Below are 24,436 nucleotides of genomic sequence, written 5' to 3' on the forward strand. Positions count from 1 at the left end.
TTTATCCGGCGGCCCTTTTCTTTATCCAACACAATCGTGTCACAGCTTTTGCTGTAGCCACTCACCTGCCATACGGACATCTTCAGCAGTCACACCATGGCCACCTTTAGCAGAACGGATATCGAGTTCAGCTCCATCGGTTCGCAATGCCTGTGCGAGTTTGCCCGACGCATCGCCAAACGGATCGCCTATTCCATTGAGCAACAGTATCTTGGCATCCGACAGATCAGCAATCGGCTGCTCTTCCAAAACGTCCATAGCACGCAGCAATACGGCTTTGCGTATGACATGCGGATGCAGCCGCATGAAGGCCGCGAGCATATTGGCGCCATTGGAGTTGCCAATGAACGCAGTCCGCTCGGGGTCGATACGGTAAGCCGCAATTGCACCTTGAACGAAAGCCTCGAAAGCCTCTGCCTCAGACCGAATGTCCTCCTGATCGAACCGTTTCAGGTCGAAACGGCGAAACCAGCGCTGAATACCCTCTTCCGTGCTGCGTCCGCGAACGCCGAGAAGCGTTGCACGTGGTGCAACCAGACGAGCAAGCGGCGTGAGGTCGTTTTCATTACCGCCTGTGCCGTGCAACAGAATAAGCGTAGTCCCATCTGGATTTTCCGGCTGGTGGATACGGTGCACAAAAGGCAAGTCGCGATAGATCACCCGCTCCTCACCCGGCAAGCCAAATTGCGGCATGCGAGCTAGGATCGCATCCGCCTGATGCTCGTTGCCCGGCGGTACGAACAGAACCTGACCCAGCGTTTCCACCGGTTCATCCAACGTGAACCCGGGAGTATCGGTGGCAAATTCAAACAGGGTTCCGCCCGGCTCGCGAACATAGAGCGACGTGAAGTATTTGCGATCATGCACGTTCACTTCACTGGAATTGAGTTTTGAAAGCTCCTTTTCCAGTGTTGTCACATCCTGCGTTGTGGCCGCACGAAATGCCACGTGGTCGGCAATGCCCGTTCCGGGAATACCCGGCCAAAAGCCACTTGCGTCGCGCACGTCAATCACATCGCCTGAATCGGAAACCAGACGATCGATTGTGCCTTCCCTGGCCTGAGCGCGAAAACCAAAATAGCGTTCAATGAAGCCAATTGTCTGTTCTGGTGTCTCCGACAAAATGGTCGCCGAGCGTATCCGGCGGACCGCATGTTCCGCAGGAATATCGCCTGAAACCCATGCATCATTGGCTGCAAGATCGCTGCCGACCAGCTTGACGATAACACCATCAGGATCGCGCAGACGCAGTACCGGTTCGCCAAATTCCTGCACAGGACCTTCAGACTGCACGTGATAGCGTAGTGCCCGCTCCAGCCAAAAGCCGACCGAGGTGCGGTCAATAGCAAGAGCGATTTCGCTCACTTGACCATGCCCGACTCGGCCCTTTGCGCCATCTTCCCAAACAAGGAAAGTGATCAGGGAGCCCGGCGTGCCGGAATGATCGCCATAGAACAGATGCAGCTGCTCCGCATCTTCAAATCCGCCTGTCTGTTTGACAATGCGCAGGCCAAGAAAGCCAGCATAGAAATCGACATTGGCCTGAACCTTGCGCGTAATCAGCGTGAGGTGATGGATACCGCTGGTCATGATTGCAATCTCCCGCGTTTCGTAGCGGCAAGTCTCTCAGACGGAGACAATCACCGCAAATGTGAAGTTGCACGAGAGATAGTTTACATCACCACGCTTGCCCATATGGCGATGCGGCGACGCACTGTTAACAGATCAGGATATTGGGGGATCAGAAAAAGAAAAAGGCCGCGCGGGAGGAGGATGCGCGGCCTGATCTTGAATACGGCTGGGAGGAGGAGTGCCGTATCCGTCATCGGGTTCTGGGAGGAGGAGTGAACCCGATGACCAATGAATACCCGCAGCCTCTTTATTCAACAACGGCCAATAACGCATATCAGTTATGCAAATACGCCGATGCTTAAGATTATTGCAGAAACAGAAGCAGGATGAATATGCTTATATAATGAGCACATTATAAAAAATATGCTGAAAAATTAGCAACTCAGAGAAGCTGGGCGATGAATGGTGCAGCCAGAACATTGACCAATCCGACCAGAACCATGACGAGTCCGGCAATCGAGCCTTCCTCGCTGCCGATTTGATGCGCCTTGGCTACACCTGCGCCATGTGCGCCCATACCGAACAGCGCGCCGCGCGCAAGAGCTGAACGAAGCGGCAGCCAGTTGAGCATGACTTCGCCGAGCGCCGCGCCAAATACGCCGGTCAGCACCACGAAAATGGCTGTCAAATCGGGTGTACCGCCAATATCACCGGAAACCGTCATGGCGAAAGGCGTACTCATGGAGCGCGGCATAAGGCTGAGGCTTATTGCATCGTTCAGACCAAGAAGCTGCGCAAGACCCCAGGCTGAAAACATCGCGGACGAACTGCCGACCACAACACCAACCAACAAAACCGGCCAATAGCGACGAATGGTTGCGCGCTGCTGATAGATCGGAATGGCGAAAGCCACCGTCGCAGGCCCAAGCAGTGCGACCAGCCAATGCGTTGCACTGAAATAGCCGCGATAGTTTTCATTGAGACCAATGAGAAGAGCCATAAGCAACAGCGGCGTAATGGCAAGCGGCGTCAACCACCACATGGGAAAGCGGCGATAAACGCGCTTTGCAGCAAGATAGAGAAGGATTGTGGCAGCAGACCAGAACAGTGTGGCCACATAAGGATTACTTAGTGGCATAGCGTGCGCTCAGCCGGTAGCAGAAGTCTACTGTCAGTGCAGTCACAGTCATAACGGTCAGAGTGCCAACCAGAATGACGGCCATAATCTTAACGCCCAGCATACCAAGCAACTCCTGATGCTCCAGAACTGCCAGAACGGCAGGCACAAAGAACAGCAGCATCTCTGCCAGAAACCATTCTGCACCGCGCTTCATGCTGAAAAGGCTTACACGGCCACTCAAAAGCAGGGCCAAAACCAGTGCCATACCGACAATGCCACCCGGCAGTGGCAGGCCACTTAAACGAACAAATGCTTCACCCGCCAACCAGAAGCCGACCAGCGTCGCAATCTGCATCAAGCGGCTGTTGTGCAGCGCATAGCGAAAGCGGATCATCAGGTTATGGGCATTCATGATTGTGTTCCAATGCTGGTATTTGTGAAAACACTATAGGCGCTGAATTGATATTCCAGAAATGAATTGATTTCATTGCAGCTATTCCATTATAGAATAGCTTATGAACTTACGTGGCTTTCAGGCATTCGTGGAAGTGGTGCGGCAGGGGGGCTTTTCCGCTGCGGCCCGCACGATCAATGCCACGCAATCCACCGTCAGCAAGACGGTGCGTCAGCTCGAAGATGAACTAGAGATCATCTTGCTCGATCGCGAAGCCACCCCTCCCCGTCTGACAAGCGCAGGTGAAATCGTTTATCGACGTGCACTGGCCATACTGACAGAAAAAGACGACATGCTGACTGAGCTTGGCGAGTTGCGCGGGTTGAAGCGCGGTGTTTTGCGCCTCGGATTGCCACCCATAGGCTCCAGCGTTCTGTTCGCCCCAGTCTTTGCCACCTTTACCAAGCTCTATCCTGACATCGACATTCAACTCGTCGAGCATGGCAGCAGGCGACTGGAAGAATTGCTGCTTGCAGGTGATATCGAGCTTGCCGCTTCGCTTCTGTCCGTCGAAAGCAGCTTCGAGTGGCAGGCCGTTCGTTGTGAGCCCGTGGTGGCCCTGCTTCCTGCCAACCACAGCTTCACTGACAATGACGGCATCCCTCTGCACGACATTGCCAGCCAGCCCTTCATTCTTTTCGAAAGCGGCTTTGCCCTCAATCACATCATTCTCGATGCATGTCATTCGCAAGGACTGTCCCCACACATTGCCATGCGTTCCAGCCAGATTGATTTTATCGTGGAGCTGGTTGCAGCAGGTATGGGTATCGGCTTTCTGCCACAGATGATCGCCGAACAGCGCAAGCATCGCGATGTCCGCATCCATAAAATCAAAGACGCAGAACTGAACTGGGACATGGCCCTGATCTGGCGAAAAGGCGCATTTTTATCCCATGCGGCACGGGCCTGGCTCACACTGTGCAAGAGCGAAAACAGCAGCAACAAGGCTTGAAACCTGGGCTTTTTCGCCTATCTCAATTGAATACACCGACATAAAGGGAGCTATAGGCTCTCATCACCCATACGGCTTTAAGAGGAGGCCATCATGGAAGGTCAGGTTATATTCTACAAAGACGACAGGATCATTTACCGACACCACGTTGAAGTGCAGGAAGACGATTATTCAAAAGGCGTCAATGATGCCCTCATCGCCTTCCAGCGCAACTATGCGGGCTTTGATCTTGCGGATGATAATATCCACATCCGTTTTAAGCGGCCAGGTGAGGTTTGAAACCAGCAGGCTGCGTGGAGAAAGTTTCGCCTGAGAAATCAGGCGAAAGCAGCCTCGTGTGCAACGCGGCGGATATCTGTGCGTGACAGGCCGAGATCATAAAGCTCGCGGTCGCTGCAGCCGCTGAGTTCGCGCAGGTTTTCGCGATACTGCATCCAACGGGAAAACTGGGTACGAAGGTGGTTCATGGTGGTATCCCCTTATGTGCCGCGCTGTGAAAGCGCTAAGCTTTTGCCTTCCTCCCGATATGGAGCTTCCGCCTTTTTAATCGTTTTGAGAAGTGCATAAACTGCATGGCTGCAATGCCAAACCTGCGGCCTTACGAGGATATATAAGTAACGCAGTTCGCTAGCCTGCGCGACAAAAGTGATCGTCAAAACTGGCCTCACAGCTGTTGGGAGAGGCTTAGAAACTTGTAATCTTCGAATTTTAATTAAATCTATTTAATTGGCTTAACAGGATAAGATTCCCCAACGTATGAACAAAACGATATTTATTGTCGGCAATGGTCCGCTGGACCGTGATTTGTCCGCCGAAATTGACGCCGCCGATCTTGTCCTTCGTTTCAATGAACCACGCGTCTCTCTTGGAATGAGTGGCAAAAAGACTGACATGCTCATGCTCGCCACGTCGAGCAAACAGATGGAGCAATGGATCAAGGATCCAACCTTCATCAATTCGGAAATTGTCCGAAATACGCCGGAAGTGCTGTTTGCCTTCCACCCGAGCATCATCAAGCGGTTCCATCACCACCCAAACATTCTGTCACGGCTCAAGGGTCGTCGCGCTGACTGGACCAATGAGGCGATTGACTATTTCGGCCGTGCTGGCAAGAAAATCCGCATCATGCCTTCGCAGGATTATTTTGCCGTTTGCGACGAGCTTGGCATTGGTGCCGATCGGATGAAAGAAGTCTTCCCCAGCACCGGTTTTTTTGGCATCTGGCTCGTCTTGCGCAAATATTCCTTACCTGACTGGGATATCAAAATTTGCGGCTTTAGCTGGGAAGGCTGGAAGCGCCACGACTGGAATGCCGAACGAAAGTGGATTGAAGAAAAAATCGCCGCAGGACGTCTACATAAAGTAGGCTAAGTGTGACTTGCGAAAATCATGCGCATAGCAGATATAGAACGCCGCTTCGGCTGAAATTACTTTTCGCGCGCTTAGGTTTTACATGAACATCAAGGCTTTCATCATTCATTTAGCGCGCGCGACTGATCGCAAGCCGCAAGTGGAAAAGCTCATTCACGAATTGCCGGTAAAAACGGAAGTAATCGACGCTGTGGATAGCCACGTCCTCACAGGCGCCGAGATAAGCCGCGTTTACAAGCGGCAACTTCATGCGCCCCGTTATCCATTTGAGCTTAGCAAAAACGAAATTGCCTGCTTCTTGTCCCATCGCAAAGCATGGCAGGCGATCGTCGACCAGCAGCTCGACGCGGGCTTCATCATCGAAGACGATATTGAACTCACTGATGTTTTCAATGCTGCCTTCCACGCGGTCGGCAATCATTTCGAGCCGGGCGGCTTCGTACGTTTTACCTTCCGCGACGACCGTGAGGTTGGGCGCGAAGTTTTCCGTAACAATCAGGTGCGTATTATCATTCCAAACCCGATTGGGCTCGGTATGGTCGCACAGCTTGTAAGCTTCGATGCTGCAAAAAAGCTGCTTGCGATCACCGAACAGTTTGATCGCCCTGTCGATACAACAATCCAGATGCGATGGGTTACTGATTTGCAGCCGCTCGCAGTCATTCCCGGTGGCGTGAAAGAAATTTCTGCGCAGCTTGGCGGCACGACCATTCAGCACAAGAAATCCTTTTCCGATAAGCTTAAAAGGGAAATCCTCCGTCCCATCTACCGGATGCGCGTGCGCGGGTTCTCCTCAAGATCGAAGTGAGACAAATGGCGGTCCCTGTTCTTCTTTATCACCAGATTGCCCCTCTGCCGCACAAGAAGATCCCGTTTCGCGGACTTTGGGTTCATCCGGAAAAGTTTCGCAGCCAGATGGCATGGCTGAAGCGGCTCGGCTATCAGGGCCTCTCGCTGCGAAATGCCATGCCCTATATCAAGGGCGAGAAAACGGGGAAGGTTGCAGTCATCACCTTTGATGACGGGTTTCTCAATAATTATGAGAATGCCCTGCCAGTCCTTGCGGAATTCGGCTTCACCGCAACGAATTACTTTGTCGCCAATCAGATTGGCGGCAGCAATATCTGGGATCAGTCCATGGGTGTTCCGTTAACACCCTGCATGTCTGTGACACAGATGCGCGAATGGGCCGCCTTGGGCCATGAAGTTGGCGCGCATACGGTCGACCATGTTAATCTGGAAAACACCCCGGAAGAGGAAGCTCGCCGACAGATCGTGCAGTCCAGGACCATGCTTGAGGACATGCTGGGATCGGAAGTGACAAACTTCGCTTATCCCTATGGCGGGAATCACCAGATTCACCGCGACATGTGCCGCGACGCCGGTTTTGAAACTGCGACAACGACCGTTCATGCACGGGCGCGTGCAAGCGACGATCCCTTTGGCATGCCGCGCGTTTATGTCCGCCGCAGAGATTTGGCGCCAAAATTCATTTTCCGCCTGATGACGAAATAACCAACTTTTTCGCCCACTGCCTGAAAACCCGCTATTTGTTTGATTTTGATCAATGCAGTTTCACGAAAGCGTGGCAAATTGCCCGTCATTGCGCCATGGACGCAATCACGCAAAAGCGGTACTAGAGCAGTAACAAGGAGCGTATAATGGACTATCGCCGGTTTTTTGAAGAAGCGATCGACCAGCTGCACGCCGAGAAGCGTTACCGCGTTTTTGCCGATCTTGAGCGCATTGTTGGACGTTTCCCCCGAGCTACCTGGCGCAACAATGGTATTGCACGTGAGATCACCGTCTGGTGCTCTAACGACTATCTGGGCATGGGGCACCATCCTGACGTCATCCAGGCGATGTGCGATACCGCCAACAGCACCGGCTCCGGCGCAGGCGGCACTCGCAATATTTCGGGCAACAATCACCCACTTGTAGAACTTGAAGCCGAACTTGCTGACCTGCATGGCAAGGAAGCTGGCCTCGTCTTCACGTCCGGTTTTGTGTCCAACGAAGCATCGATTTCGACCATTGCACGTTTGCTTCCAAACTGCCTGATCCTTTCTGACGAACTCAACCACGCTTCGATGATCGAAGGTGTGCGTCGTTCGGGTGCAGAAAAGAAGATTTTCCGTCACAATGACGTCGAGCACCTGGAACAACTTCTCAAGGCTGCGGACCATTCCCGCGCCAAGCTGATCGTGTTCGAATCTGTCTATTCGATGGATGGCGACATTGCGCCAATCGAGAAGATTGCCGATCTGGCCGACAAGTATAATGCCATGACCTATATCGATGAAGTTCATGCAGTTGGCATGTATGGTGTGCGCGGCGGTGGAATCACCGAACGCGACGGCCTTGCACACCGCATGGACATTATCGAGGGCACGCTTGCAAAAGCATTCGGCGCTTTGGGCGGTTACATTACCGGTTCACGCGCTATTATCGACGCCGTTCGCTCCTATGCACCGGGCTTCATCTTCACAACTTCTCTGCCGCCGGCAGTAGCAGCTTCCGCGACCGCTGCGATCCGCCACCTGAAAGTCTCGCAAGTCGAGCGCGATGGTCAGCAGCGTCAGTCGCAGCGCGCCAAGGATGTTCTTTTGGCTGCCGGTTTTCCGGTCATGCCGTCTGAAACCCACATCGTACCAATTCTGGTTGGCGATCCGGAACTGTGCAAGAAAGCCAGCGACCGTCTGCTCGACGTGCATGGCATCTATATCCAGCCGATTAACTATCCAACTGTGCCACGCGGCACAGAGCGTCTTCGCATCACACCGTCGCCATTGCATGACGACCTGCTGATCGACGGCCTCAAAGATGCGTTGCTGGAAGTATGGAATACGCTCGGCATTCCATTTGCCGAACCGGATGCGCCGAAGGCTGCAAACTCCGACCGCGTTATTCCGCTGATGGTTTCAAAAGCAGGCGGCTGATAAACGCAGTCGTAGGAAATTGAAAAAGGCCGGTTTCACCGGCCTTTTTTATTTTGGACACGCATCTTGCGCGAAAACCGTTTCACACTTTGCGGGATGCGCTTCAGAGATTGTTGATCCAGCGAACCAGCCTTGCCGCGGCCTCATCCACCTGCTGCGGATCACGGCAGAAGCAGAGGCGGAAGAAGCCCTCGCCGCCAAGCCCGAATGCACTACCAGGTGCCAGGCCCACATTAGCATTGTCGACCATGTCGATTGCAGCTTTGACCGAATCCTTCACACCATCCACACCGAAGAACAGATAAAATGCGCCCTGCGGCGGTGTCAGACGTACTTTTCCTGTGCTTTGCAAACTAGCACACAGGTGATCTCGCGTTGAGCGCGCGCGTTCCACCTGCATGGCAATGAAATCATCGCCATGATCGAGTGCTGCAACCGCACCACGCTGCATGAACTGCGCGACACCCGAATTGGAATACTGGATCATGTTTTCAACGACGGGGCCAATCGAAGGATGCACGGTCATCCAGCCCACGCGCCAGCCAGTCATCGCCCAGTTCTTTGAGAATGAGTTGACGAAAATGATGCGGTCGTCGGGCTCCATGATATCCATGAAAGACGGAGCACGCCCCCCACCGTAATAGAAGTGAGTGTAAATCTCGTCGGCTATGATCCAGAGGCCCTTCTCACGCGCCAGATCGAGAATAAAGCGCAGCGTTTCGCGATCCGCAGTCCAACCCGTCGGGTTGGATGGCGTATTGATGAACATTGCGCGCGTGCGTGGCGTGATGGCGCTCGCAATCTTTTCAGGATCAAGCACCCAGCCATTGGCTCCGAACTCGAGTTCCACCGGCACTGGAACCGCACCGGCAAGTCCAGCTGCGCCGACAAAATTCGGCCAGGCTGGAGACAGATAAATCGCTTCTTCGCCAGCACCCGTTGTTGCCTTCAGCGCCATTTCAATGGCGTGCATGCCCGAACCAGTTACATAGAAATTTTCTGGTTTGAAGGACTGCGCAAAATGGCGCGCATGGTAGCGAGCAAGTGCTTCACGCAGATCAGGAATACCAGCCTGCCATGTGTAGAAGGTTTCGCCGTCGGCAATTCCCTTCTGCGCCGCCTCCCGAATGAAATCAGGCGTAGACAGATCACCCTCCCCGACCCACAACGGAATCAGGCCCTCTTTGCCACGACCGTGATTGGCTACGGCAACGATGCCGCTTTCAGGTGATTGAGCTGCTTCACGGCGGAGATTGGCGATAAGCGTCATTTGTTCCCACATAAAATTCGATTTTGATTTCACCTGCTTAGCAAGGCGCAATCATGAAATCACGCGGCATTTTGTGATGATCCGATCAACCGCATTGATGGGTCGAACCAACTTTCATCTTTGGGAATGAGCGCACAAAAAAACGGAGCCATAAAGGCTCCGTCCTTTGTCGACTGCTCTGGAAAAATCAGGCTTTGCTCTGCTTTGCGAGAAGATCGCGGATTTCAGCCAGCAACACTTCGTCGCGTGGCAGTTCTGCAGCGGCTTCCGGCTTGGCTTCTTCCTTTTTCTTGAGCCTGTTCATGCCTTTGACGACGAGGAACAAAACCCATGCAATGATAAGGAAGTTGATAAGCAGCGTGACAAAGTTGCCGTAAGCGATGGTCGCACCGGCTTCACGGGCTGCAGCAAGCGTTCCCTTCGGATCGCCAGCAAGCTGGATATACATGTTGGAGAAATCGATACCGCCCGTCAGCAAACCGATGATCGGCATGATGATGTCATTGACGATAGAATTGACGAGGCCACCGAACGCCCCGCCAATGATAACACCGATGGCCAGATCGACCATGTTGCCCTTGAGAGCAAATTCTCTGAATTCTTTCAACATTAGCCTGTATCCCTCTCGAACACGAACTTAAACCGGGCCGTCTTTGCTGCGGATAAGGTTCGCCAGATAAAATCTATACGATGAACCGATGGGATCGGGGAGGATCACAAATGTTCACTCCCTAGTTTGTAGGCTAAAATACCCAAAGAAAAGATGAACTATGCAAAATGCACCGTTTAGAGGTGTATTTTTCTGAGTTTGCTAATGTTTTGGAGCTGGAGGCGCAAAAGATGCGCCTCCTTAAGAAGCTTAAGCAGCAAAACGCTTGGTTGCTTCAATCAATTCATGCGTAATACCGGGTTCGGTCACCGCATGACCGCTGTCTTCAACGATTTTGAGATCAGCCTCCGGCCACATCTTCTTGAGCTGCCATGCATTGATAAATGGCGTGCAGATATCATAGCGGCCATGGACAATTACGCCCGGAACCTGCCGGATGCGTTCAACATTCCGCAGAAGCTGATCGTCGCTGTCAAGGAAACCACGGTTCTGGAAGTAGTGGCATTCGATACGCGCAAAAGCGATGGCGTGATGATCTTCGCCAAAGGCTTCAACGCGAGCTGGATCGGGCTGCACCGAAAGCACCGAACCTTCCCACCGCGCCCACAAGCGAGCGGCTGCAAGCTGCACCTGCGGATCTCGATCAGTCAGACGCTTGTAGTAAGCTGCGATCATATCGCCGCGCTCTTCTTCAGGGATATGCTCTTGATAGGTCTCGAAGTGATCGGGGAAAATGATGCTCGCACCATTGGAATACATCCAGTCAACTTCAAACCGGCGCACCATGAAAATGCCACGCAGAATGATTTCCGACACGCGTTCTGGATGGGTTTCAGCATAGGCAAGGCCCAACGTCGAACCCCATGAACCACCGAAAACCTGCCACTTCTCTATGCCCAGATGCGCGCGAATATGCTCCATATCGGCCACCAAGTCCCAGGTGGTATTCTCGCGCAGTTCTGCATGTGGCGTCGAGCGACCGCAGCCGCGCTGATCGAAAAGAATGATACGGTATTTCTCTGGATCATGCAGGCGTCGCATTGCGGGCGTGATGCCGCCGCCCGGCCCACCGTGGATCATGACAACAGGTTTACCATCAGGATTGCCGCACTGCTCGACATGGATGCGGTGCAATGACGAAACCTGCAGCATCTCTTCCTTGAAGGGCTGAATTTCCGGATAAAGCGTATTGCGCGTCATATAGTGCCTTTTCGTTCCCGCTAGAGCATTCTTAGTTTTACTGGGAATGCTCTCGTTCATAATTGAAATTAGCACATAATGCGGCCAGAAGGCGGCAATGCGACATATGAATCCAGCTAAGCAACGCTATTTTTGGTTGCCCGGAACGAAAAACGGCATAAAACGGAAGAGCTGCATGTAAAGTGCAGCACATGGGGAGGACTTTCAGAATGGCGTGCGAGGCTTATGCAATTCATCATCGCTGACGACCATCCGCTTTTCAGAGGTGCGTTGCGACAGGTTCTGTCGAGCCTTCCTGAAGAAGCAGAAATCCTCGAAGTCGGCGATTTCGATGCAGCGAAAAAGCTGGTCGTAGAACGCGACGATATCGATTTGCTTTTGCTTGATCTGACCATGCCCGGCGGGACTGGCCTTTCTGGCCTGGTCACGTTGAAAGCACTTCAGCCTGCATTACCGATCATTATCGTCTCGGCCACTGATGACACTGCAACCATCAGGCACGCCGTCGAGCTTGGTGCATCGGGCTTCATCTCGAAATCCGCAAGCATGGAAACTATCGGCGAAGCAGTACACGCAGTTATTGCAGGCGATATCTGGACACCATCCGATATCGACCTCGATCAGGCGCACGACCCTGAAATCGAAGCGCTCATCAACAAGATAAGAACACTTACCCCCCAGCAGACACGCGTACTGACCATGCTTGCCGAAGGCCTGCTCAACAAGCAGATCGCCTACGAACTGAATGTATCAGAAGCGACGGTCAAAGCACATGTCTCTGCCGTTCTGCAAAAACTCGGCGTTGATAGTCGCACACAGGCGGTCATTCTTTTATCGCGGATTGGCAACGACGCACTGACTTCAGAAGCCAGCTGAAACTAAAGCGTGCCGCGTTTTACAATATCCATGTGACACGCTTTAATTCTTTGTTTTTACGCATGTCTTTCTCCCAAAACCGATTCCCACTTTTGGGAGACATGCTTTATTTGTCTTTACTCATTATCCTACGCACACCGCTTCGCGCTTTTACGGGAAAAGCTATAAAGTCATTCTGCAGCTGTTGGGCGGCTGGAAGCACCTTCACGTTGATGTAGCGCGCTCGATAGTAGCGAACGCAGAGCTGCCGGACGCAATGGCTTGTGCAAGACAATGACATTTTCGTCGTCAGCCCGTTTGCGAACTTCTTTGGAGCGGTCGGCTGTCAGCAGAATAGCCGAAATTTCTTGTTTGAAGCTTTCCCGCGCAAAACCGATCATGTCCAGCCCGTTTTCATTGTCGAGATGATAATCTGCCACGATAACATCGGGGGCGACTTCGCGCTCGATGCAAAATACCTTCAACTCAGCTCCTCTGCGCAAAGTGGTGACATTGCACCCCCAACCAAGCAGAAGCGTTTCCATCCCAGCCAGAATATTGGCGTCATTGTCGATACAAAGCACATCAAGGCCAGTGAGGCTTGATGCGCGCTTTATGCCCTTACGACTTGCAACCTCTTCGATGGGAGCAGGTGCTGCGCTGATCGGAATGCGCAGCGAGAAAACGCTGCCCTTTCCAGGCGTTGAGGATAGCGTCAAGGGCAGCGACAGAACACGGGCAATACGATCAACGATGGAAAGGCCCAACCCAAGTCCTTCCGCCTCACGCATGCCTTCATCAAGACGTGTAAACTCACGGAAAACCAGTTTCAGCTTCGGCTGCGGGATACCGATACCGGTATCAAGCACTTGCAGCTCAATGAAATTGCCACGTCGGCGAACACCAAACAGAATGCCACCCTTGCGGCTATATTTGATTGCGTTTGAAACCAGATTCTGGATGAGGCGTCGCAGCATGTTGCGGTCTGACTTCACCACAATGCTCGAAGGCACAACGCGCAGTTTAAGGCCTTTTTTCCGAGCCATTGGTGTGAAGTCCGTCGCAATTTGGCTTAAAAGCTTATCGAGACGGAACACCGAGACTTCTGGCTTGAGCGCACCCGTATCGAGCCGCGATATATCGAGCACCATTCCCAGAATGGCCTCAACCGATTCAAGTGAAGAATCGATGTTGCGGGCGAGCTGGCTGGTTTCCGCACGTCCAAGCTTTTCTGTTAGCGCCGTACTGTAAAGCCGTGCTGCATTGAGTGGCTGTAGAATGTCGTGGCCAGCTGCTGCCAGAAACCGTGTCTTGCCAAGGTTTGCTTCTTCGGCTGCGGATTGTGCCTTTGCAAGCTTCTGGTTCACATGCGTTAGTTCGGCAGTGCGGTCAGCGACGCGCTGTTCAAGCACCTCAGCCGCCTTCTGGCGCATCAGATCGGCCTCAACTTCGGCAGTAATGTCTGTATAGGTCGCGACAAGTCCGCCATCCGGCATGGGGTTGGAGTTGATCTCCAGCACCTTTCCGGTCGATTTTAAAGTCATCCGCCATGGCTGTCTGAGAGTTGCAAGGGATCGTATGGCCGAGTTTTGCGCATTGACGGCAAGATCGCCGCTGCTGGCCAGATGTTCGACAATCTCGGACACCGGAATCCCAACCTGCATCACTTCATCCGGCAGATCAAAATGGGCACGGAACTGACGGTTCCAGCATGTCAACCGCAGATCCTTGTCGAGTACCGTTATGCCCTGATCCATCTGATCGAGCGCAATTTGCAGGAGGTCACGATTTTGTTGCAGGGCGACGGAAGCATCGTCAAGCAATTGCCTTGCGTCACGCGCAGAAGCATCGTTGCGTTGAAGTAGCAAAGACAGGACGAGGCGGGCCGACGAGGAACCAACTGCCGTTCCCAGCAATTGCTCGGCGTAACGGATCAACGGCGTGTCCACCGTCATGCCGGGATCGAGCTTGCGTTGCTCTCGTCCTTCAAAACGCAGGAAAGCACGCTCAACACGTTCGGCCCCCAGATAGCGAGCCATAGTCGCTTTGAGTTCTGCGACCGTAACCGTTGTCCGAAAACGCTTGAGGGTCGGTGTACCAATGAAATAGCGCGGCAGGAAAATGCTCGCCTGAATGCGTTCAAGCGGTGTTGAAGCACGTGAAAGCGACCCAAGAATGTAGAACAAGGTGTTAGCCGCAAGGCTCCACATGACGCCATTGGTCAGAGGCAAAGCATCTGTGCCAAACAGGGCTTCAGGTCTTAATGCGGTAAAGCCAAGAAAGCCTTCGCGCAATATCTCCGCATCTTCTGGAGCCATGGTTGGCAGAAGCAACGTATAGGCCCAGATGAGAAACCCTGCCGACAAGCCGAGCATTGCGCCACGTCCATTGGCGTTGCGCCAGAACAACCCACCGATGAACGAGGGCATGAACTGTGCAATAGCTGCAAAAGATATAAGGCCGATGGACGCGAGGTGGATATTATTAGACGCCATGCGATAATAGACGAATGCCAACGCCAGAATGCCGATAATCGTCAGTCGCCGCGTATTGAGAATGATCATCGTCAGATCACGCTGTTCCGTCGGATGACGAACAGCGAGCCTGCGAATTATAAGCGGCAGCACAAGGTGATTGGAGATCATGATCGCCAGCGCCACGCAAGCGACGATGACCATCGCTGTCGCCGCCGAAAGCCCGCCGAGAAAGGCTATCAGCGCAAGCCAGTGCGCACCAGCTGACAGTGGCAGTGCCAGCACATAGAGATCACCACTGACTGTATTGCCAAGCGTCATGACGCCGATGAGTGCAATCGGGAAAACGAAAATATTGATCAGGATCAGATAAAGCGGAAACAGCCAGGAGGCGGTGCGCAATTCTTTTTCACTGCGGCTTTCGACAACCGTCACATGAAACTGGCGCGGCAGCATGATGATAGCGGCAGCACTCAGCGTTGTGTGCACGATCCACGTACCGATTGAGGTTTCATAATGAAAGGCCTCAAGGGCCGCAGGAGATTGCGAAATCTTCTCGATCAATTCTCCCGGTGAGCCGAAAACAAAGAACGTGCAGGCAAAACCAACTGCAAGAAATGCGGAAAGCTTGATCACCGATTCAAGTGCAACAGCCAGAATCAGGCCGTTCTGATGTTCGGTCGCATCTGTGTGGCGTGTGCCGAACAGAATGGCAAAGACAGCCAGAACAGCCGCCACCGGCAAAGAAATATCGCCAAAAACAAAAGAGGCTGGGTCAAAAGCCGAGCCGTAATGCTCCATCACCAACCCGACGCTGCCAGAAACGGCTTTGAGTTGCAGCGCAATATAAGGAATGGAGCCGACGGCTGCGATACAGGTAGCAAGAGAGGCCACGCCAAAGCTCTTGCCATAGCGAGCGGCCAAAAAATCAGCGATGGAGGTGATGTGTTCTGACTTCGCCAACCGCACGATGTGGCGCAAGAGGCGATTGCCAAGCGTGAAGACGAGAATCGGGCCGATATAGATGCCCAAAAACTCAAGCCCTCGTTGGGCCGAAAGGCCGACGGAGCCGAAGAATGTCCACGATGTGCAGTAAACCGCGAGGCTGAGTGCATAAATATAGGGGCGTGGAGCGCTGCTCCAGCGAGCGGCGCGCCTGTCGCCGATGCTTGCAACCGCAAACAGCATCAACAGATATAAAAAGGCCGCGCCTATAATTCCCCAGCCCTGCATTGCCGGACCATCCTCCCCTGCTGTTACCCTAATAATTGGAGGTAACACACAGGGGAAGGCAAGCATTTTCATAGGTAGCGCGCAAGGTCTAACCTATTATCAATTAGTTAGAGCCGTCCCGCAAAAATGCCCCCTTCTATTGAGCGGGTGCCGCACCCTCTGCGGGCTTATCGGTCTCGCTGTCGAAACTCTTCGTTACATCCATGAAACGACGCATGAAACGCTCCATATAGCCAAGAGACTGCTCGAACTCCGCATCTGTTGGCAGCTTGGATGCAGAAGCAGATGCACCACCTGCTTCAAGAGCTGTAACCTTGCCCTCAAGCTTCTTCACCCGATCCTGCAAATCGGAAATATCATTTTCGTAAGCTTCTCGATCCTCGGTCGCCATCTTGCAGATAAGCTGCCCCTGCTGCTCGTTGCAAACCGACAATGCGCCGGTGCGAGTATCGAGCCGCACGTAACCGGTTTCGGTGCCTTCAAGGCGATAGCGCCCATTTTCCTCAGCATGAGCACCGCTTGCTGCAAAACTTGCACCCAGCAATGAAACAGCGGCTAGTGTGCGAAATAACGGCATGGTTTTGCCAGACATGTTTCGATCTCCTTTAACGCATGTTCTAAGCGCAGCTTGTCCGAAATCCGTGTCACACTTTTCGTGACGCGCTTTCAACTTCCACCCATCATATGGGAGCTATGCAAGAAAAACGAACACGTCATGCTTTGATTTTCTAACTAATTCGGTCTAGAGAGCTGCCATGACCAAAACGACCATCTACAAGATCGCCCCGCGCGATCTCTGGGCGCAGGCAGAAGAAGCTGGCATTTTTACCGGGGCACCGGTTGATATTGCTGATGGCTATATCCATTTCTCTACCTATACACAGGTGCGGGAAACAGCCGCCAAACACTTTGCCGGGCAAACGGATCTGCTGCTTGTGAGCGTGGATGCGGATTTTCTTACAAGCAGTTTGGGCGATGCGCTGAAATATGAAGCCTCGCGTGGCGGAGCACTCTTTCCGCATCTTTATGCAGCGCTGCCAATGTCGGCAGTCACAAAAGTCGAGCCCTTGCCGCTCGACAAAGATGGTCTCCATATCTTTCCGGAGCTTGAGGATAAATGAGCGGGCTTTTTGAACTTATCGGGCGACGTGCATTGTTCTCGCTCGATGCCGAGCAGGCGCATGGTTTGTCCATTGCCGGTCTTAAAACCGGCATCGTTACATGCAACCGCTCCAATGACCCTGCGCTTTCGGTTAAGATTGCAGGACTGCAATTCCCGAACCCGCTGGGCATGGCCGCAGGCTATGACAAGAATGCCGAAGTGCCGGATGCGCTTTTGAAAATCGGTTTCGGCTTCACAGAAGTCGGCACGATCACCCCGCGTCCGCAAAGCGGTAATCCACGCCCGCGTATTTTCCGCCTGCCAGATGATCACGCCGTCATCAACCGCCTTGGCTTCAACAATGAAGGCCACGATGCAGCTTTCAAGCGATTGTCGCAACGTGCAGGCAAAAGCGGCATTGTCGGCGTCAATATCGGTGCCAACAAGGATGCTGAAGATCGTATCGGCGATTATGTGGCTGGTATCCGTAAGTTCTATCAGCTTGCGCGCTATTTTACCGTCAATGTTTCTTCGCCCAACACGCCCGGCCTGCGCAACCTTCAGTCGCGAGAGGCATTGCGCGAACTGCTATCGCGCGTGCTTGCAGCGCGCGACGAAGAAGGCAAGATGTGCACGCTGAAGCGGCCTGTCTTTCTCAAGATCGCACCCGATCTCAGCAATGAAGAACTGGACGATATCGCGGCCGAAGCTACAGCACAGAAGCTCGACGGCATTATCGTTTCCAACACCACGCTTTCACGCCATGGCCTGAAAAGTGCCGAGAACCATGAAGAAACCGGTGGTCTTTCTGGCGCACCACTTTTCGAGCGTTCAACCGTCATTCTGGCCCGTATGCGCGAACGCGTCGGCGCTGACATGCCGCTGATCGGCGTGGGTGGTATCGATAGTGCCGAAACAGCGCTCGCCAAAATCAAGGCTGGTGCCGATCTCATCCAGCTTTATACCGGCATGATCTATCGCGGTCCGGGCCTCGCGTCAGAAATCCTGCGCGGCCTCTCAGAGGCTGTGAAAAACGAAGGTGCTGCCAATATCGCCGAACTGCGTGACCGCGACACCAAGCAATGGGCCGCGCGTCGCCTTCCGGATTAATTCCGGGAAAATTCTGATCGATATCTGCGCGGCAACAGCGTCAGAAGCGTTACGCCGCGGATCGATAAAAACAGATTGAGTGCCAACCAAAGCCCGTGATTTCCCATCATGGGCTTTGCTGCATAAAGCACCACCAAAAAGAATATCAGCGAGAAGAACATCATGTTGCGCATATCACGCGACCATGTTGCGCCGATATAGACGCCGTCCATGTGAAAAGCGAGAAGACCCGTGAGGCCTGTCAGTGCTGCCCACGGCAGATATTTGATCGCCTCATCGCGCACGTCTTCGGCCTTCGACAGCAGACCAATAATCGCATCACCAAACACCATCAGGATGAGCGCAATCGCGCTGGCCATGACCAGTCCCCAGACGAAGGTCAGCTTGGCGCCACGCACAAAAGCCGGACTGTGACGCGCGCCGACCGAACGCCCGACGATCTGCTCAACCGCCGCTGCCATTCCATCAAGGAAGAAGCCACAGACGAGGAAGAAGTTCATCAACACCGCATTTGCTGCAAGCGTCACTGGTCCAAGCTCCGAGCCCGCGCGCGTGAAGAAAGCAAATGCCGTCAAAAGCAGGATCGAGCGGATCATGATGTCTCGATTGAGCGCGATCATCCGCACAATACCAGCCTTGTGCAGAATGTGCTTGATATCCGGGTGGCGACCCGTTTGCTTGTGAAAATGGCGCATAACAAGGTACAGCCCGACAATAGCGGCCACCGTTTCGCCAGTCACTGTCGCCCAGGCAACGCCTTCGACACCCCAGCCCAGTTCCAGACCGAGCACGATGCACAGCACAATGTTAATGCCGTTGATAAGCACCTGGAGGCTCAAGCCAAGCACGCCCTGCCCGCGCCCCAGAAGCAGACCCAGCACCGAATAATTGATCAGCGCAACGGGGGCAGACAACATGCGAATGGAAACATAACTCACCATTGCCGCCTGTGTTGCAGGCGTTGGGTGAATAAAATCGGACGCGACAGTGAGAACCAGCGGCAAGCTCAGGATCATCAGACAACCCGCCACGATTGCAATGATGATTGCGCGCCAGAAAATCGCTTGCTCTTCTGCCTTATCTTCCGCACCCATGGCTTGTGCTACAAGGCCGGTTGTGCCCGAGCGCAGGAAGCTGAACATCGTTAGCAAAAAATCGAAGACCAGCGCGCCGATTGCCAGTCCGCCAATCAGTTCGGCCTGCCCCATCTGACCGACCACGCCCATGTCGACGAGGCCGAGCAAAGGGGTGGTGACAGCCGCCAGCGTCATCGGAACGGCGATCATCATCACCATGCGATGCGTCACATCAAATGGTCTGGAAACGATGCTCTTTTCGTGCAGCATCTGATCCATGGTTGACCCCAAAAACTCATTAGCAATTGGAGGAAGCTCTACTCTGGAATTTCTGTAAACGACAGAAAATTCGGCCACCGCATTGTCGCAGGCCTGACAACACTATGTCCGCAGAGTTTTCAATTCATTACAGCGGCTCCAGTTAATATTGAATCGTTGGAACCCCTGTAACTATTTGTTTTTACGCATTTCCGAACACAAAACCGGTTCCAACTTTTGCTGGAAATACTTTTAAGCGTTCGGAATGCGCGCAATAACCTTGATCTCGAAGTCAAAACCAGCAAGCCAGTTGACGCCCACAGCGGTCCAGTTTGGATACGGCTTCTCGGCAAACATGCGCGCCTTCACGTCCATGATTGTCGCAAACTGGTTTTGCGGGTCTGTATGAAATGTAGTCACGTCCACGATGTTATCGAATGTGCAGCCCGCCACTGCCAATACATTGCGCAGATTATCGAATGCGCGTTCAACCTGTGCTTTGAATTCAGGTTCGGGCGATCCGTCTTCACGGCTACCAACCTGCCCAGATACAAAGAGAAGGTCGCCGGAGCGAATGGCAGCCGAGTAACCGTTTTGTTCATAAAGGTCCTGGCGACCATCGGGAAATATAGCGATGCGGGTCATGGAACATCCTTTCGATATACAGCTTTTTTTAAGCCTACAAGTTTGATATACGTAACGTATGTGTATTTCATATACGCACCGTATGTCAACACCGGAGATTTGCATGGCCCCGCGGTCTCGTGCTGAAACCATGATGGAAAACCGCCAATTGCTGCTGGTTGCAGCGAGGAAAGCCTTCGCCGAAAAAGGCTTTGCAGCCGCATCCATGGACGATCTAACCGCTGAAGCGGGGCTGACACGCGGCGCGCTCTATCATAATTTTGGTGACAAGAAGGGCTTGCTGGCCGCCGTCGTTGCACAGATTGATGGTGAAATGGCTGCACGTGCCAAGGAAGCAGCGTCCGTTAAAGCTGACCCTTGGGATGCGCTGATAACGGAGGCTACGACCTATATCGAGATGGCATTGGAACCAGAAGTGCAGCGGATCGTCCTCTTAGATGGCCCGGCTTTTCTGGGAGACCCTTCACAATGGCCCAGCCAGAATGCCTGCCTCGACGTCACGCGCAAAACGGTTGAAGTTCTGATCGCAGAAGGTGTTTTGAAGTCCGTCGATGTGGATGCTGCGGCGCGCCTGTTAAGCGGAGCAGCACTGAATGCAGCGCTTTGGGTTGCCGCAAGCGACAATCCAGCGTCAGCGCTGAAAAAGGCTGTAGATGTGTTTCAGCATCTGGCTTCCGGACTCTTGGTCGACAAAAGAATTTAAAGCCCCAACATCATCGCCCAATAAATGCGACGCGGATTATTTTCAGGTGTTGCCCAGGCAAGGCCATAATGCCCGAATGTGGGATCGAGCATGTTTTTGCGATGGCCGGGCGATTTCATCCAGGCATCGAATACCGCTTGGGTATTGGGCTGGCCCGAAGCGACGTTTTCCGCGGCAGGACCGCGAATGCCTGCCTGCTTAAGCCGCGAGACAAAGCCATTACCCCAGCCAACCGAGTGGCCAATCTTGCCATGGGTTGCCATACGCCGTGCCTGATAAAGCGCGGCCTGTTCGAGCTTGCTATCGGTCGCCATCGACGACAGGCCGTTGGCCTTGCGGATCTGATTGAACAAGTCCGTTGGATCGACGTCTGCTGCGGCATCCGCAAAGCCCGCAGGCAAGGCGGCGAAAGCCAGTGCACCACCGGCGAGGATCAAAAATCCCCGCCGGGAAAGAATAAACGTGTCGTTCTGCTGCATTTGTCCGGTTTCTGAGCGGTTCAAATTGAAGCATTGTTCGGCACAAAAATGCTTCGCACTCTTGGCTCAAATGCTCTGATTATTTCCGGTAACTCAGGATACGGAGCAAAATAAAGGCAGGAATAACGACTGCCGCACCAAGAATGAGATAATCGGCAAAACCAGCAATTGCTGAGAAGCCCATATTCCACAGACGCAGCACAAAATCGCGGATGCCATAGAGAATATCATACGGCGTCCAGTGGAATGCGCTCATCACCACGCCCACAACAAGCGAGATCAGTACCAGCTTGATCAGCACGCGCGCTGGCGTATCGCCAAGAAAACGGTTTACACCATCAGACATGCAAATCTCCTGCATAAAAGCATGTCTCCGAAAAGCGGGAACCGGTTTTCCGTTAAAGACATGTGTAAAAACAAAGGGCATTAAACGCGCGGTATGGATACGATAAAATGCGACGCGTTTCAGCCCCTCTGCCAAACTGGCAGTTTCGTCGCGGAAAATAGGAGGTCAGTGGGGGATTCGCAAGCTATCTCACAAGCTCAGTGCTGTTTGCGATATTCGCGCGGGGCTTTTTGCTTCTGTCTGATAAACGAACGGTTCATGCTGCGGGTGTCGGTAAAGCCGCTGGCGACCGCCACTTCCAGAAGCGAGAGCCCGGTTTCAGACAACAGCTCGCGCGCCTTCTTGACCCGTAACTCCTCACGGACCTCGAAAGCGGTGCGCCCAACAGCCATGCGGAAACCTCGCTCCATCTGGCGGACAGAAATACCGAGCTTGCGCGCCACATCAATCATCGGCACTGGCTCTTCCAGCGTTTCCTCGAAAATGCGGATCGCCTTGCGGATCATCGGTGAGCGAACGCCATTGAAGCTGAGCGCCGGTTGTTCAGATCGCACCAGCTCATAAGGGATCATCAAAATGGATGCGCTTTTGCGCGCCAGTTCCTCGGAGATTTCATTCTGAATGATCGACAGCGAAAGCGACGCAGCGCCCAGTCCGCCTGCACAGGTGTAGTGTCGGCCGCTGCGATGAAAAAGGCTGGTTGTATCAGCCGTATGACCGTCGAAAAGATCGACGAAGTCGTCGCGGTGAAACCAGCTGACGCAGCAATTGCGGTCATCGAGCAAGCCGCCTTCAGCAAGCAGGAAAGCTGCCGTGCAAAGGCCCACCACCGTCTTGCCGCGTTTGTCGGCTCGTTTGATGAGATCAATCAACGCCTGCTGGCGCGGGCGATATTGCGCAAGCAAACCGCCAACCACCGCCACATAATCACATTCATCAAGTTCGCCTATGGGCGCGGTCGGTTCAATGACCATGCCGGAACTGGACGTAACCGGATCGCCAGACAAGGTGCAGATTTTCCACCCGCATCTGATCTGACGGCTCTTGTCACGGTCATCGGCTGCCAGTCGAAACGGATCAAGAAACAGGCTGAGTGCTGTCAGTGTAAAGCCCGGCAGCGCGACGATACCCACCAACAGACGGCGCGGTGGCACATCTACTGTGTTTTCCCGTACATCATCCTTACCATGCTTCACTCTTCCGGCCTCCTCCACTTCGCTCCAATTTATAGAAGTAGGATCGGGAAGAGCGCAATCACCTGAAATGCTTGGAGAGCTTGAGTTGCTGCGCCTGATAGTTCGATCCGAGATCGACACCGTAAAGCGCCTTCGGGCGATTCAACATATGCTCATAAACAAGACGGCCGACAATCTGGCCATGTTCGAGAATGAACGGGACTTCATGACTGCGCACTTCCAGAACCGCGCGGCTTCCAGTGCCACCAGCAGAGCTATGGCCGAAACCTGGATCAAAGAAGCCCGCATAATGCACACGGAATTCACCAACCAGCGGGTCGAAAGGCGTCATTTCAGCTGCGAAAAGCGGCGGCACATGCACGGCTTCACGCGAAACCAAAATATAGAACTCATCAGGATCGAGCACGAGCTCTCGTGAACCGCGATCATAGATCGGCTCCCAGAAATCGAGCACGTCATGCGCGGCGCGTTTATCGACATCGACGACAGCCGTGTGATGCTTGCCGCGATAACCAATTAATCTGTCTTCGCTGCCTGACAGATCAACCGAAAGCGCGATGCCGCCGCCTGAAATATTCGGCATTTCAGAAGCAACCAGCGTCTCGTTCTGATGAAGGATTGCCAGTTCCGCTTCGCTCAACTGCGCGCGGCCCTTTCGGAAACGGATCTGCGACAGGCGAGAACCAGTACGTGCCACAATCGGGAATGTGCGTGGGCTGACTTCAAGATAGAGCGGGCCTTTGTAACCAGCCGGAACCTTGTCGAATTCCTGCGCACCATCGGTGATGACGCGGGTGAAGATATCAAGACGACCGGTCGAGCTTTTTGGATTGGCGGATGCTGAAAGCTCTGGCGAAAGTGACAGGCTTTCAAGCAAAGGCACGATATAGACACAACCCGTTTCAAGCACTGCACCCGCAGTCAAGTCGATCTCGTGCAGCTTGAGACGTTCCAGCTTGTCGATAACCGGGGTTCCGGGACCGGGCATGAAGGATGCGCGCACACGATAGGCTTTGGCACCCAACCGCAGATCAAGACTGGCAGGCTGAATCTGATCGGCATCCAATGGACGCGCAGATGCCAGCAAACCGCTTTCAAACAGTGCAGCAATATCCGCATCTGCCAGAATTCCCGCATCCCTCTGCGTCATAACACTGAACTCCGTGACTTACTTAAATTTGGTCTATGACCATTGACCGCTCTCGACCCCAATGCCAACCCTGAAACCCCACAGCTCGCGGGTTTTCCGCAGGAATCACAGCCATCAGAGCTTTGGCAGACAGGCGTTTTCCTGAAAACTGATCCTTCTGGCATTGACGACCCCGCCCAAGAGGCATAAGGAAAAAGTGTTCCGTGGTGATTTGGCCGGCCGGCTTGCAGCCACGTTAAAGAATTCGCTAAATGAGGCCGCGGTTCGTTACCGGCCTTTTGCGTTTTCGCAAGGCCGGTTTTTTATTGGCCGCCGAGGCAA

At 53.5% G+C, this 24,436-nt stretch carries 25 protein-coding genes and 1 riboswitch; of the genes, 10 read left to right on the forward strand and 15 right to left on the reverse strand.

Annotation, left to right across the window (positions count from 1 at the left end; translation table 11 throughout):
* Positions 1 to 39 precede the first annotated feature (39 nt).
* The 3 genes from QBD00_RS21550 to QBD00_RS21560 form a co-directional block, all read right to left on the reverse strand.
* On the reverse strand, positions 40 to 1,590 hold the full coding sequence (locus QBD00_RS21550) for a VOC family protein (RefSeq protein ID WP_318580505.1): 1,551 nt from the start codon (positions 1,588 to 1,590) through the stop codon (positions 40 to 42).
* Positions 1,591 to 2,014: 424 nt separating this feature from the next.
* Positions 2,015 to 2,710 (reverse strand): LrgB family protein, encoded by a 696-nt coding sequence (locus tag QBD00_RS21555; protein ID WP_095446054.1) that lies wholly within the window; start codon positions 2,708 to 2,710, stop codon positions 2,015 to 2,017.
* Positions 2,697 to 3,104: a CidA/LrgA family protein gene (locus QBD00_RS21560; RefSeq protein WP_036567364.1), complete on the reverse strand. Its 408-nt coding sequence runs from the start codon at positions 3,102 to 3,104 to the stop codon at positions 2,697 to 2,699. Before QBD00_RS21560 ends, QBD00_RS21555 begins: the two co-directional genes overlap by 14 nt.
* Positions 3,105 to 3,207: 103 nt before the next feature.
* Between QBD00_RS21560 and QBD00_RS21565 the strand changes: the two genes are divergently transcribed.
* Together QBD00_RS21565 and QBD00_RS21570 are read left to right on the forward strand one after the other, a co-directional pair.
* Positions 3,208 to 4,098, forward strand: a complete 891-nt coding sequence (locus QBD00_RS21565; protein ID WP_318580506.1) for a LysR substrate-binding domain-containing protein — start codon at positions 3,208 to 3,210, stop codon at positions 4,096 to 4,098.
* Between the two features lie 93 nt (positions 4,099 to 4,191).
* Entirely contained in the window at positions 4,192 to 4,377 is a 186-nt protein-coding gene (locus tag QBD00_RS21570) for a hypothetical protein (RefSeq protein WP_094578894.1), read from the forward strand.
* 38 nt (positions 4,378 to 4,415) lie between these two features.
* On the opposite strand, the gene QBD00_RS21575 is transcribed toward QBD00_RS21570, so the two are convergent.
* On the reverse strand, positions 4,416 to 4,565 hold the full coding sequence (locus QBD00_RS21575; RefSeq protein ID WP_151095100.1) for a DUF1127 domain-containing protein: 150 nt from the start codon (positions 4,563 to 4,565) through the stop codon (positions 4,416 to 4,418).
* Between the two features lie 289 nt (positions 4,566 to 4,854).
* Here QBD00_RS21575 and QBD00_RS21580 point away from each other — a divergent pair, with 289 nt between their 5' ends.
* The 4 genes from QBD00_RS21580 to hemA all read left to right on the forward strand — a co-directional run bounded on the left by QBD00_RS21580 (position 4,855) and on the right by hemA (position 8,408).
* Positions 4,855 to 5,469, forward strand: a complete 615-nt coding sequence (locus QBD00_RS21580; RefSeq protein WP_095446052.1) for a hypothetical protein — start codon at positions 4,855 to 4,857, stop codon at positions 5,467 to 5,469.
* Between the two features lie 82 nt (positions 5,470 to 5,551).
* Positions 5,552 to 6,277: a glycosyltransferase family 25 protein gene (locus QBD00_RS21585; RefSeq protein ID WP_318580507.1), complete on the forward strand. Its 726-nt coding sequence runs from the start codon at positions 5,552 to 5,554 to the stop codon at positions 6,275 to 6,277.
* A 5-nt stretch (positions 6,278 to 6,282) separates the two neighbouring features.
* Positions 6,283 to 6,984, forward strand: a complete 702-nt coding sequence (locus tag QBD00_RS21590) for a polysaccharide deacetylase family protein (RefSeq protein ID WP_318580508.1) — start codon at positions 6,283 to 6,285, stop codon at positions 6,982 to 6,984.
* A 146-nt stretch (positions 6,985 to 7,130) separates the two neighbouring features.
* Positions 7,131 to 8,408 (forward strand): 5-aminolevulinate synthase, encoded by a 1,278-nt coding sequence (gene hemA / locus QBD00_RS21595; RefSeq protein WP_095446049.1) that lies wholly within the window; start codon positions 7,131 to 7,133, stop codon positions 8,406 to 8,408.
* 103 nt (positions 8,409 to 8,511) lie between these two features.
* Here the strand turns inward: hemA and QBD00_RS21600 are convergent, their stop codons facing one another.
* From QBD00_RS21600 to pip, 3 genes are all read right to left on the reverse strand, one after another.
* Complete coding sequence (locus tag QBD00_RS21600) at positions 8,512 to 9,678, reverse strand: pyridoxal phosphate-dependent aminotransferase (protein ID WP_318580509.1); 1,167 nt, start codon at positions 9,676 to 9,678, stop codon at positions 8,512 to 8,514.
* Between the two features lie 187 nt (positions 9,679 to 9,865).
* Positions 9,866 to 10,288 carry a large conductance mechanosensitive channel protein MscL gene (gene mscL, locus QBD00_RS21605; protein ID WP_095446047.1) on the reverse strand — a complete coding sequence of 141 codons (423 nt, stop codon included), beginning with the start codon at positions 10,286 to 10,288 and terminating at the stop codon, positions 9,866 to 9,868.
* A gap of 249 nt (positions 10,289 to 10,537) precedes the next feature.
* Positions 10,538 to 11,488 (reverse strand): prolyl aminopeptidase, encoded by a 951-nt coding sequence (pip, locus tag QBD00_RS21610; protein ID WP_318580510.1) that lies wholly within the window; start codon positions 11,486 to 11,488, stop codon positions 10,538 to 10,540.
* Between the two features lie 225 nt (positions 11,489 to 11,713).
* Here pip and QBD00_RS21615 point away from each other — a divergent pair, with 225 nt between their 5' ends.
* Positions 11,714 to 12,364, forward strand: coding sequence for a response regulator transcription factor (locus tag QBD00_RS21615; protein ID WP_095446045.1), 651 nt, complete (start codon positions 11,714 to 11,716; stop codon positions 12,362 to 12,364).
* A 170-nt stretch (positions 12,365 to 12,534) separates the two neighbouring features.
* On the opposite strand, the gene QBD00_RS21620 is transcribed toward QBD00_RS21615, so the two are convergent.
* Together QBD00_RS21620 and QBD00_RS21625 are read right to left on the reverse strand one after the other, a co-directional pair.
* The gene (locus QBD00_RS21620; protein ID WP_318580511.1) at positions 12,535 to 16,050 is read right to left on the reverse strand and encodes a PAS domain-containing hybrid sensor histidine kinase/response regulator; all 3,516 of its coding nucleotides are present in this window, start codon (positions 16,048 to 16,050) and stop codon (positions 12,535 to 12,537) included.
* 136 nt (positions 16,051 to 16,186) lie between these two features.
* Positions 16,187 to 16,642 carry a hypothetical protein gene (locus QBD00_RS21625; RefSeq protein WP_318580512.1) on the reverse strand — a complete coding sequence of 152 codons (456 nt, stop codon included), beginning with the start codon at positions 16,640 to 16,642 and terminating at the stop codon, positions 16,187 to 16,189.
* Positions 16,643 to 16,805: 163 nt separating this feature from the next.
* Between QBD00_RS21625 and QBD00_RS21630 the strand changes: the two genes are divergently transcribed.
* Together QBD00_RS21630 and QBD00_RS21635 are read left to right on the forward strand one after the other, a co-directional pair.
* On the forward strand, positions 16,806 to 17,171 hold the full coding sequence (locus tag QBD00_RS21630; protein WP_095446042.1) for a DUF952 domain-containing protein: 366 nt from the start codon (positions 16,806 to 16,808) through the stop codon (positions 17,169 to 17,171).
* Entirely contained in the window at positions 17,168 to 18,262 is a 1,095-nt protein-coding gene (locus QBD00_RS21635; RefSeq protein ID WP_264230619.1) for a quinone-dependent dihydroorotate dehydrogenase, read from the forward strand. The genes QBD00_RS21630 and QBD00_RS21635 overlap by 4 nt, the downstream gene beginning before the upstream one ends.
* Here the strand turns inward: QBD00_RS21635 and QBD00_RS21640 are convergent.
* A complete protein-coding gene (locus QBD00_RS21640) occupies positions 18,259 to 19,608 on the reverse strand; it encodes an MATE family efflux transporter (RefSeq protein WP_412535055.1) in 1,350 nt (449 codons plus the stop codon). The genes QBD00_RS21635 and QBD00_RS21640 overlap by 4 nt on opposite strands.
* Positions 19,609 to 19,848: 240 nt before the next feature.
* Positions 19,849 to 20,241 (reverse strand): RidA family protein, encoded by a 393-nt coding sequence (locus QBD00_RS21645; protein WP_151095088.1) that lies wholly within the window; start codon positions 20,239 to 20,241, stop codon positions 19,849 to 19,851.
* A 103-nt stretch (positions 20,242 to 20,344) separates the two neighbouring features.
* Between QBD00_RS21645 and QBD00_RS21650 the strand changes: the two genes are divergently transcribed.
* Positions 20,345 to 20,944, forward strand: coding sequence for a TetR/AcrR family transcriptional regulator (locus QBD00_RS21650; protein WP_318580513.1), 600 nt, complete (start codon positions 20,345 to 20,347; stop codon positions 20,942 to 20,944).
* On the opposite strand, the gene QBD00_RS21655 is transcribed toward QBD00_RS21650, so the two are convergent.
* The 4 genes from QBD00_RS21655 to QBD00_RS21670 form a co-directional block, all read right to left on the reverse strand.
* Entirely contained in the window at positions 20,941 to 21,423 is a 483-nt protein-coding gene (locus tag QBD00_RS21655; RefSeq protein WP_095446037.1) for a CAP domain-containing protein, read from the reverse strand. The genes QBD00_RS21650 and QBD00_RS21655 overlap by 4 nt on opposite strands.
* A 79-nt stretch (positions 21,424 to 21,502) precedes the next feature.
* Positions 21,503 to 21,769, reverse strand: a complete 267-nt coding sequence (locus QBD00_RS21660; RefSeq protein WP_007873508.1) for a DUF6460 domain-containing protein — start codon at positions 21,767 to 21,769, stop codon at positions 21,503 to 21,505.
* A 197-nt stretch (positions 21,770 to 21,966) separates the two neighbouring features.
* Complete coding sequence (locus QBD00_RS21665) at positions 21,967 to 22,983, reverse strand: GlxA family transcriptional regulator (protein ID WP_404900665.1); 1,017 nt, start codon at positions 22,981 to 22,983, stop codon at positions 21,967 to 21,969.
* Between the two features lie 40 nt (positions 22,984 to 23,023).
* Complete coding sequence (locus QBD00_RS21670; RefSeq protein WP_095446035.1) at positions 23,024 to 24,115, reverse strand: 2'-deoxycytidine 5'-triphosphate deaminase; 1,092 nt, start codon at positions 24,113 to 24,115, stop codon at positions 23,024 to 23,026.
* Positions 24,116 to 24,308: 193 nt separating this feature from the next.
* Positions 24,309 to 24,388, forward strand: a riboswitch (SAM riboswitch).
* Positions 24,389 to 24,436 lie beyond the last annotated feature (48 nt).

It is taken from the genome of Ochrobactrum sp. AN78 (assembly GCF_029909885.1).
GTDB lineage: Bacteria > Pseudomonadota > Alphaproteobacteria > Rhizobiales > Rhizobiaceae > Brucella > Brucella quorumnocens.

Coding starts and splice junctions, on each gene's coding strand:
- QBD00_RS21550 (WP_318580505.1), bottom strand. CDS start 1,590: ATGACCAGCGGTATCCATCACCTCACGCTGATTACGCGCAAGGTTCAG.
- QBD00_RS21555 (WP_095446054.1), bottom strand. CDS start 2,710: ATGCCACTAAGTAATCCTTATGTGGCCACACTGTTCTGGTCTGCTGCC.
- QBD00_RS21560 (WP_036567364.1), bottom strand. CDS start 3,104: ATGAATGCCCATAACCTGATGATCCGCTTTCGCTATGCGCTGCACAAC.
- QBD00_RS21565 (WP_318580506.1), top strand. CDS start 3,208: ATGAACTTACGTGGCTTTCAGGCATTCGTGGAAGTGGTGCGGCAGGGG.
- QBD00_RS21570 (WP_094578894.1), top strand. CDS start 4,192: ATGGAAGGTCAGGTTATATTCTACAAAGACGACAGGATCATTTACCGA.
- QBD00_RS21575 (WP_151095100.1), bottom strand. CDS start 4,565: ATGAACCACCTTCGTACCCAGTTTTCCCGTTGGATGCAGTATCGCGAA.
- QBD00_RS21580 (WP_095446052.1), top strand. CDS start 4,855: ATGAACAAAACGATATTTATTGTCGGCAATGGTCCGCTGGACCGTGAT.
- QBD00_RS21585 (WP_318580507.1), top strand. CDS start 5,552: ATGAACATCAAGGCTTTCATCATTCATTTAGCGCGCGCGACTGATCGC.
- QBD00_RS21590 (WP_318580508.1), top strand. CDS start 6,283: ATGGCGGTCCCTGTTCTTCTTTATCACCAGATTGCCCCTCTGCCGCAC.
- hemA (WP_095446049.1), top strand. CDS start 7,131: ATGGACTATCGCCGGTTTTTTGAAGAAGCGATCGACCAGCTGCACGCC.
- QBD00_RS21600 (WP_318580509.1), bottom strand. CDS start 9,678: ATGACGCTTATCGCCAATCTCCGCCGTGAAGCAGCTCAATCACCTGAA.
- mscL (WP_095446047.1), bottom strand. CDS start 10,288: ATGTTGAAAGAATTCAGAGAATTTGCTCTCAAGGGCAACATGGTCGAT.
- pip (WP_318580510.1), bottom strand. CDS start 11,488: ATGACGCGCAATACGCTTTATCCGGAAATTCAGCCCTTCAAGGAAGAG.
- QBD00_RS21615 (WP_095446045.1), top strand. CDS start 11,714: ATGCAATTCATCATCGCTGACGACCATCCGCTTTTCAGAGGTGCGTTG.
- QBD00_RS21620 (WP_318580511.1), bottom strand. CDS start 16,050: ATGCAGGGCTGGGGAATTATAGGCGCGGCCTTTTTATATCTGTTGATG.
- QBD00_RS21625 (WP_318580512.1), bottom strand. CDS start 16,642: ATGTCTGGCAAAACCATGCCGTTATTTCGCACACTAGCCGCTGTTTCA.
- QBD00_RS21630 (WP_095446042.1), top strand. CDS start 16,806: ATGACCAAAACGACCATCTACAAGATCGCCCCGCGCGATCTCTGGGCG.
- QBD00_RS21635 (WP_264230619.1), top strand. CDS start 17,168: ATGAGCGGGCTTTTTGAACTTATCGGGCGACGTGCATTGTTCTCGCTC.
- QBD00_RS21640 (WP_412535055.1), bottom strand. CDS start 19,608: ATGCTGCACGAAAAGAGCATCGTTTCCAGACCATTTGATGTGACGCAT.
- QBD00_RS21645 (WP_151095088.1), bottom strand. CDS start 20,241: ATGACCCGCATCGCTATATTTCCCGATGGTCGCCAGGACCTTTATGAA.
- QBD00_RS21650 (WP_318580513.1), top strand. CDS start 20,345: ATGGCCCCGCGGTCTCGTGCTGAAACCATGATGGAAAACCGCCAATTG.
- QBD00_RS21655 (WP_095446037.1), bottom strand. CDS start 21,423: ATGCAGCAGAACGACACGTTTATTCTTTCCCGGCGGGGATTTTTGATC.
- QBD00_RS21660 (WP_007873508.1), bottom strand. CDS start 21,769: ATGTCTGATGGTGTAAACCGTTTTCTTGGCGATACGCCAGCGCGCGTG.
- QBD00_RS21670 (WP_095446035.1), bottom strand. CDS start 24,115: ATGACGCAGAGGGATGCGGGAATTCTGGCAGATGCGGATATTGCTGCA.